The 6,952-nt window shown below is 53.8% G+C and carries 7 protein-coding genes; all 7 read left to right on the top strand.

Annotated elements, in window-relative coordinates; genetic code table 11:
• The first annotated feature begins 17 nt into the window (after positions 1-17).
• Genes WMO46_RS12725 through WMO46_RS12755 form a run of 7 tightly spaced genes read left to right on the top strand, consistent with a single transcriptional unit; the run spans position 18 to position 6,537 of the window.
• Positions 18-1,001: a PstS family phosphate ABC transporter substrate-binding protein gene (locus WMO46_RS12725; RefSeq protein WP_129650028.1), complete on the top strand. Its 984-nt coding sequence runs from the start codon at positions 18-20 to the stop codon at positions 999-1,001.
• A gap of 3 nt (positions 1,002-1,004) precedes the next feature.
• Positions 1,005-1,892, top strand: a complete 888-nt coding sequence (pstC, locus tag WMO46_RS12730) for a phosphate ABC transporter permease subunit PstC (protein ID WP_129650030.1) — start codon at positions 1,005-1,007, stop codon at positions 1,890-1,892.
• A complete protein-coding gene (locus WMO46_RS12735; protein WP_129650032.1) occupies positions 1,889-2,734 on the top strand; it encodes a PstA family ABC transporter permease in 846 nt (281 codons plus the stop codon). Before pstC ends, WMO46_RS12735 begins: the two co-directional genes overlap by 4 nt.
• A gap of 4 nt (positions 2,735-2,738) precedes the next feature.
• Positions 2,739-3,614: a phosphate ABC transporter ATP-binding protein gene (locus WMO46_RS12740; protein ID WP_129650034.1), complete on the top strand. Its 876-nt coding sequence runs from the start codon at positions 2,739-2,741 to the stop codon at positions 3,612-3,614.
• A 17-nt stretch (positions 3,615-3,631) separates the two neighbouring features.
• Positions 3,632-4,537 (top strand): sulfate adenylyltransferase subunit CysD, encoded by a 906-nt coding sequence (cysD, locus tag WMO46_RS12745; protein WP_129650036.1) that lies wholly within the window; start codon positions 3,632-3,634, stop codon positions 4,535-4,537.
• Between the two features lie 13 nt (positions 4,538-4,550).
• A complete protein-coding gene (locus tag WMO46_RS12750) occupies positions 4,551-5,825 on the top strand; it encodes a sulfate adenylyltransferase subunit 1 (protein ID WP_207209326.1) in 1,275 nt (424 codons plus the stop codon).
• A 4-nt stretch (positions 5,826-5,829) separates the two neighbouring features.
• Positions 5,830-6,537, top strand: a complete 708-nt coding sequence (locus tag WMO46_RS12755; protein WP_129650038.1) for a phosphoadenylyl-sulfate reductase — start codon at positions 5,830-5,832, stop codon at positions 6,535-6,537.
• Positions 6,538-6,952: the final 415 nt, after the last annotated feature.

Raw genomic sequence — 6,952 nt, forward strand, 5'->3', positions numbered from 1 at the left:
TAAAAAATTATCAAATCATGAAAACAACGACTGTATTTGTTTCGACCTTATTTTTCGGCGCACTGGCTTTAGGGGGTGTTTCCTGCGGAAATGGGAACAGAGCCAAGAATGACGATTTGAGCGGCGAATTGTCGCTTTCGGGTGCGTTTGCGCTCTATCCCGTAGCCGTTCAGTGGGCAGAAGAGTTTCAGACCTTGCACCCGGGTGTACAGATTGATATTTCGGCAGGAGGTGCGGGCAAAGGAATGACCGATGCTTTAGCCGGAGTCGTTGATTTCGGTATGGTTTCGCGTGAAGTATATCCGCCCGAAAAAGAAAAGGGTGCTGTAGGTTTTGCTGTGGCGAAGGATGCCGTAGTCCCGACAATCAATGCCTCCAATCCGAAACTCAAGGAACTGTTCGCACACGGTCTTTCCCGAGATGCGGCTATCGATATATGGATTACGGGCAAGGCGAAAACATGGGGTGACGTTCTCGGCACGGATGACGCAACGCCCCTGCATGCCTATACCCGCTCCGATGCCTGCGGGGCCGCCGAAACTTGGGCCTTGTGGTTTGGAGCCAAACAAGAGGACTTGGGCGGTACGGCCGTATTCGGCGATCCGGGTGTTGCAGCCGCCGTACAGAAAGACATATACGGAATCGGGCTCAACAATATCGGTTATGCTTATGACAATGACACCCATTTGCCCAACGACGGGATCGTGGTGCTGCCCATCGATACCGACGGAGACGGCCGGATCGCTCCCGATGAAAATTTCTACGATACGAAAGACCGTCTTATCGCAGCTATTGCCGAAGGGAAATATCCGTCACCGCCGGCACGTGATCTATATCTGGTTACCAAGGGGATTCCCACCGATCCCGTCGCGGTGGCATTCCTCGAATATGTTCTCGGCAACGGACAGGCGAAAAACATTCCGGCAGGCTATATCGATATTCCGGAAAATAAAATTCGGGAATCATTAGCGTTGCTCGAATCTGCGAACCAATCGGAATAACCGATGAGTACACAACGAATAACAAGGGAAAAAACAGCCGGCGCCGTCATGTACCTACTGACAGGCGCCTCACTGTTGCTGGTGCTGATCATGGGAATCGGACTGTATATGAAGTCGGCTCCGATCTTCGAGGATCATTCCCTGTGGGAATTGCTCTCGGCCAGCGAGTGGAAACCGTTCAAGAACAGGTTCGGATTTTACCCCTTCATCATGGGCACGGTGTGGGTGACGGGTATCGCTCTCGTGCTGGCTTTGCCTTTATCGCTGCTGACCGCCGTTTTTCTGACCGAGTATTCGCGCGCATGGGTCAAACGGTGGTTTTATCCGGCACTGGATATCCTCGCCGCACTTCCGTCGGTCATCTACGGCGTGTGGGGTTCCCTGCTGATCGTTCCGTGGATTTCCGAATGGCTGGCGCCGCATTTCGTCGAGTTCTCGTCGGGATATACCGTACTGGCGGGCGGCATCGTGCTGAGTGTTATGATTCTGCCGCTGCTCGTCAGCCTGTTCGTCGAGATATTCTCGACCGTACCGCAAGAGTTGCGCGACGCTTCGCAGGCGCTGGGTGCAACGCGTTGGCAAACGACCAAGAAGGTGGTGATTCGCCGTTCGCTGCCGAGTATCTTCGCCGCCGTGGTGTTGGCCGTTTCCCGAGCATTGGGCGAGACCATTGCCGTACTTATGGTTTGCGGGAACCTGTCTCAAGTGCCTCATTCCGTTTTCGATGCCTGCTATCCCATTCCCGCCCTCATTGCCAACAACTATGGCGAGATGCTTTCGCTGCCGCTCTACGAAGCGGCTCTGATGTTCGCCGCAATGATTCTTTTCGTTGTGGTGTTGCTGTTCAATCTGCTATCGCGAATCATCCTTTATCGGCTTAAGAAATCATGAAATCCAAATACATAGAAGAGATTATCGTTAAAATTCTGATGGCATTGTCGCTGCTTGCCGTTGTCGGATTCGCAGCGGGTATCGTTTACGTCGTCTTTCATCGGGGCTGGTCGTGCATCACATGGGAGATGGTGAGTTCGCTTCCCGGCGGCGGATTTTACATAGGCAAGGAGGGCGGATTTCTCAATGCTATCGTCGGGTCGGTCTATATCGTTGCGGCCTCGACCTTTCTCGGGCTGCTGGTCAGTATTCCCGTAGTATTCTATCTGAACGTATTTCTCAGAAGCGATTCGAAATTCGGCTATGTCGCCCGTTTGGCCTACGACGTGCTGTTCGGCATCCCGTCTATCGTCTACGGGGCTTTTGCTTTCACGCTGATGATCTGGCTCGGGTTGCGCACATCGCTGCTGGGCGGCATTCTGGTCACCACGCTGCTCATCATCCCCATTCTGATCCGTTCGATGGACGAGGTGGCCAAGACTTTCCCCCGCGATTTGCTCGACGCGTCGTATTCGCTCGGGGCCACGCGGCTCGAAACCATGGGGATCGTCCTGCGGCAGATCATGCCCGGAATTGCGACGGCGACGTTATTGTCGGTGGGGCGCGCCATAGGCGATGCCGCGGGTGTGATGTTCACGGCGGGCTTTTCCGATTCGATACCCTCATCACTATCGCAACCAGCAGCCACACTGCCGCTCTCGATTTTCTTTCAGCTGAGCGCTCCGCAGGCCGAAGTGCAGAACCGTGCCTATGCCGCCGCACTCGTACTGACCATGATCGTACTCGTCATCAGTCTTGCCGGGCGATTTATCATGCACCGCTTCTCGAAAAATAAAATCTGAAAATATGTTACCCGAATTCTTTAAGCGCCACATAGGATTCTCCGTCGTAGAACCGGATATGGACGACCTATTGCACAAGGACAACGCATTTACTCCCGACGTCAAGTTCCGACATCCCGATACGGGTGCACGGCTGGAAGTACGACATCTCGATCTGTCGATCGGGAATCAACAGATTCTCAAAGATATCAGCCTGCAAATCCCCGAAAACAAAATCACCTGCATCATCGGCCCGTCGGGCTGCGGCAAGTCCACGCTGCTCAAAAGTTTCAACCGGCTGATCGATTCGGTCGATGGGGTTCGCATGCGTGGAAGCATTACGCTCGGCGGGCAGGATATCCTCCGCAGCGACGGTGCCGACCTGATCGACTTGCGCCGTCGCATCGGACTCGTCCCGCAGCGTCCCTGCCCGCTGCCCATGTCCATTTATGACAATGTCGCTTATGGCTGCCGCATCCATGGTATCCGAGGAAGGCGTAAACTCGACGTCGTCGTCGAACATTACCTGAGTGAGGTCGGATTGTGGGACGAGGTGAAAGAAAGACTGCGCGAACCGGCGAACGGTCTCTCGATCGGACAGCAGCAGCGTCTCTGTCTGGCGCGCAGTTTGGCTGTAGAGCCGGAATTTATCCTCGCCGATGAAGCGACATCGGCACTCGACCCGCAGTCGAGCAAGATCGTCGAAGACCTCTTCGTCAAACTCAAGGAGCGATACTCCATCATTATGGTGACCCACACGCTGCGTCAGGCATTGCGTATCGCCGATTACGTCGTATTCATCTACATGGGCGAGGTAATCGAGACGGGCGATGCCGAGCAGGTATTCCATCACCCGCAGCACGAGATGACCCGCAACTACCTGTCGGGCGTATTCAGTTAACGAATCAATCGAAATATATGAACAATCGTAAATTAACACATCTTAAAGAGTTGGAGTCGGAAGCCGTCTACGTACTTCGCGAGGTGGCGGAACAGTTCGAACGTCCGGTCATTCTGTTCTCCGGCGGGAAGGACTCTATAGTCGTCACTCATTTGGCCTACAAGGCTTTCTATCCGGCTCGGATCCCGTTTCCGCTGCTGCATATCGACACCGGACACAATTTCCGCGAAACGATCGAGTATCGCGACGCTTTGGTCGAACGCCTCGGAGCGCAGCTCATCGTCGGCTCCGTGCAGGAGTCGATCGACACGGGGCGCGTCAAGGAGGAGACGGGTTACAATGCCAGCCGCAACCGCTTGCAGACGACCACCCTGCTCGATACCATCGAGAAATACAAGTTCGACGCAGCAATCGGCGGAGCACGCCGCGATGAGGAGAAAGCCCGTGCCAAAGAGCGTTTCTTTTCGCACCGCGACGAGTTCGGGCAGTGGAATCCCAAGAACCAGCGGCCCGAGCTATGGAATATCTTCAACGGGCGTAAGAACATGGGCGAACATTTCCGCGTTTTCCCGATCAGCAACTGGACCGAGATGGACGTCTGGCAGTATATCTATCAGGAGCATATCGAGATGCCGAGCATCTACTTCACACATCGGCGCCGTGTCTTTCAACGCGACGGTCAGTGGTTGGCGGCCGAACCGTGCATGCGGCTCAAACCCGACGAGGAGGTGGTCGAGCGTGAAGTGCGCTGCCGCACCATCGGCGATATCAGCTGCACGGGGCTGACGCTCTCGCGGGCGCATACGCTGGAAGAGATCATCGACGAAATCGCCGCTACCCGCGTGACGGAGCGCGGCGGGCGCGCCGATGACAAACGTTCGGAGACAGCTATGGAGGACCGCAAGAAAGCAGGGTATTTTTAACGAGGACAAAGCTATGGAAAAAGGATATTTGGATATGGAGCTGCTGCGCTTCACTACGGCCGGAAGTGTTGACGACGGCAAAAGCACACTGATAGGCAGGCTGCTATACGACAGCAAGTCGATTTTTGAAGATCAGTTGGAAGCGGTCGAAACGGCCTCGCGCAACCGAGGCAACGAAGAATTGAACCTCGCCCTGCTGACAGACGGTCTGCGTGCAGAACGCGAACAGGGCATAACTATCGACGTTGCATACCGCTACTTCGCCACGCCGCGCCGCAAGTTCATCATCGCCGACACGCCGGGACACATACAATATACGCGCAACATGGTGACGGGCGCTTCGACCGCCGATCTGGCGATTATTCTGATCGATGCCCGCAACGGCGTGCTGGAACAGACCGTGCGCCATTCGTTCATCGCGTCGACTCTGGGAATCTCACATATCGTCGTATGCGTCAACAAGATGGATTTGGTCGGTTTTTCGCAGCAGGCGTTCGACGACATTTGTACGGCATACCGCAATATGGCTGAGAAGCTGCGGATCGGCGGGATAACGTTCATTCCTATTTCGGCGAAGTTGGGCGACAATGTCGTAACGGAATCCGAGCACATGCCATGGTACGATGGCGGCACGTTGTTGCATCTGTTGGAGACCATCCCTGTCGGACTCTCGCTTGCCGAGGGACCCATGCGAATGCCTGTCCAGCACGTCATCCGTCCGATCTCGGACCGGTTTCACGATTTCCGGGGCTATGCGGGGCGTCTGTGCAGCGGCGTATTGCACAGGGGCGATGCTGTTGTCGTATTTCCGTCGGGAAACCGCTCGACCGTGGAGGAGATCCGTTTCGCGGAAAAAGAGAAAGACGAGGCGTTTGCGCCCGAATCGGTAACGGTGTGTCTTGCCGACGACATAGACATCAGTCGCGGCGACCTCATCGTGCGCAGCGACGAACCGCAGCCGCAAGTATCGCAGGATGTAACCATGACGGTCTGCTGGCTGCGCGAAGAACCGCTGCAACTCGGCAAACGCTATGTCATTCGGCAGGCAACGGCAGAAACCGTGGGCGTCGTCAAGGAGATTGAATACAAACTGGACATCAACTCGCTGGAACGAATCTATTCCGTCACACAACTTGCTGTCAACGATATTGCCCGCATTCGGATTCGCACGGCCCTGCCGTTGGTATTCGATGCCTATGCGCAGAATCGCACGACGGGCAGCCTGATTTTCATCGATCCCGACACCAACGATACGGTAGGTGCCGGCATGATAACCATAATCGAGTAATACCATGACACAAAACGAAATAATACGGTTGAACGAAGAGTTCGCCGACGCGACGCCTGAAACGATCCTGAGCTATTTTCTCGATCATTTCGGCGACCGCATCGCCTTGTCGTCCAGTCTGAGCATCGAAGATCAGGTGCTGACAGACATGATTTGCAAGTTGAAACCCGGCGCACGGATATTTACACTCGATACCGGACGTCTGTTCCCGGAAACGTACAGCCTGATTGACCGGACGGCCATGCGCTACGGCATTCGTTTGGAGGTTTTCTTTCCCGACCATGCCGAAGTCGAAAAATTGGTTGCCGACTGCGGTATGAACGGATTTTACGAGAGTCTGGAAAAGCGCAAACGCTGCTGCCGGGTGCGCAAGCTCGAACCGCTCGAACGGGCCTTTCAGGGATTGGACGCTTGGATATGCGGCCTTCGGCGTGAACAGTCGGTTACACGCAGCGGAATGCGGGCGATCGAATGGGACGAGACACACGGACTGGTGAAAATCAATCCGCTGATCGGCTGGCACGAAGAACAGGTCTGGGAATATATACACCGCAATCACGTCCCGTATAACAAGCTGCACGAGCAGGGATTTCCGAGTATCGGATGCCAGCCATGCACGCGGGCAGTGAAACCGGGCGAAGATATTCGCGCCGGACGGTGGTGGTGGGAATCGCCCGATCACAAGGAGTGCGGACTGCATTTGCGGAAATGATAAAAGGATGTTTTGCTAAGATATCCGTTACATCACGCAAATCATAAAGGTAAAAGTGTTAAATCCATTAGTAGGTATCGAATATTTCAATCAAGGTTCCGTACAATAAAGTGAGATCAACTGAATGTTTTGTTATTCGACAAGTGTATGAATATCATCCGCTTGAAAATTGGCGAATAAGTTGGCATCATTCGTTTGGAGGATAAGTCGTAGGATCAATTAAATAGATAATTGATTATTATAGAATGAAAGTATTTGTCGTCTCTCTTGAAAAAGAAACCGAGAAACGTATAAAAAAGATTGAAAATTCAGATCTTAATATTTTGAAAAAATCGTTGGAGGCATCGCTCGTATTGGGCGATGCCTTTCAGCAGTTGAGGAATTTTATTTCAACCTATACATTCAAGAATGAGGC

The sequence above is a fragment of the Alistipes intestinihominis genome (genome assembly GCF_040095975.1).
GTDB classification, from domain to species: domain Bacteria; phylum Bacteroidota; class Bacteroidia; order Bacteroidales; family Rikenellaceae; genus Alistipes; species Alistipes senegalensis.